At 67.4% G+C, this 1,413-nt stretch carries 1 protein-coding gene; it reads left to right on the top strand.

Annotated features, from left to right (window positions below):
- On the top strand, window positions 1-1,413 hold a 1,413-nt coding region (locus tag U9J39_RS29320), incomplete at its 5' end, for a carboxyl transferase domain-containing protein (protein ID WP_326348791.1).

Here is a 1,413-nt window from a genome sequence, read left to right as displayed (position 1 = left end):
CCCGGCACGCCGTTCCTGGAGCTGTCGCAGCTGGCCGCGTACGACATGTACGACGATGCCGCGCCCGGCGCCGGCATCATCACCGGCATCGGCCGCGTGGCCGGGCAGGAATGCGTGATCGTCTGCAACGATGCCACCGTCAAGGGCGGCACGTATTACCCGATGACGGTCAAGAAGCATGTGCGGGCGCAGGAGATCGCCGAGGAGAACCACCTGCCGTGCATCTACCTGGTCGACTCGGGCGGCGCCAACCTGCCCAACCAGGACGAGGTCTTCCCCGACCGCGACCACTTCGGCCGCATCTTCTACAACCAGGCCAACCTGTCCAAGCGCGGCATCCCGCAGATCGCGGTGGTGATGGGCTCTTGCACCGCGGGCGGCGCCTATGTCCCGGCGATGAGCGACGAGTCGATCATCGTCAAGAACCAGGGCACCATCTTCCTGGGCGGGCCGCCGCTGGTGAAGGCCGCCACCGGCGAGGAAGTCAGCGCCGAGGACCTGGGCGGCGCCGACGTGCATACGCGGCTGTCCGGCGTGGCCGACTATTTCGCGCAGAACGACCATCATGCGCTGAGCCTGGCGCGCAACATCGTGCAGCACCTGAACCGGCGCAAGCCGGACCAGATCCGTCTGCACGAGCCGGTCGAGCCGCTGTACCCGGTGGAAGAGCTGTATGGCGTGATCCCGACCGATACGCGCAAGCCGTACGACGTGCGCGAGGTGATCGCGCGCCTGGTCGACGGCTCCGAGTTCGACGAGTTCAAGGCCCGCTACGGCACCACGCTGGTGTGCGGCTTCGCCCGCATCTGGGGCTATCCGGTGGGGATCGTCGCCAACAACGGCATCCTGTTCTCGGAGTCGGCGCTCAAGGGCGCGCACTTTATCGAGCTGTGCTGCCAGCGCAAGATCCCGCTGGTGTTCCTGCAGAACATCACCGGCTTCATGGTGGGGCGCAAGTACGAGAACGAGGGCATCGCCCGCAACGGCGCCAAGATGGTGACGGCGGTGGCGACCGCGCAGGTGCCCAAGTTCACGGTGATCATCGGCGGCTCGTTCGGCGCGGGCAACTACGGCATGTGCGGGCGCGCGTATTCGCCGCGCTTTTTGTGGATGTGGCCGAACGCGCGCATCTCGGTGATGGGCGGCGAGCAGGCCGCGAGCGTGCTGGCGACGGTGCGCCGGGACGGCATCGAAGCGAAGGGCGGCCAGTGGAGCGCGCAGGAGGAAGACGCCTTCAAGCAGCCGATCCGCGACCAGTACGAGCACCAGGGCCACCCGTACTACGCCAGCGCGCGGCTGTGGGACGACGGCGTGATCGATCCCGCGCAGACGCGCACGGTGCTGGGGCTGGGCCTGTCGGCCAGCCTCAATGCGCCGATCGACGAGATGAAGTTCGGCGTGTTCCGCATGTAA

Source organism: Cupriavidus sp. SS-3 (assembly GCF_035818815.1).
Lineage (GTDB): Bacteria > Pseudomonadota > Gammaproteobacteria > Burkholderiales > Burkholderiaceae > Cupriavidus > Cupriavidus taiwanensis_C.
The sequence above is the reverse complement of the archived record's forward strand: the minus strand, read 5'-3'. Positions and strand labels throughout refer to the sequence as shown.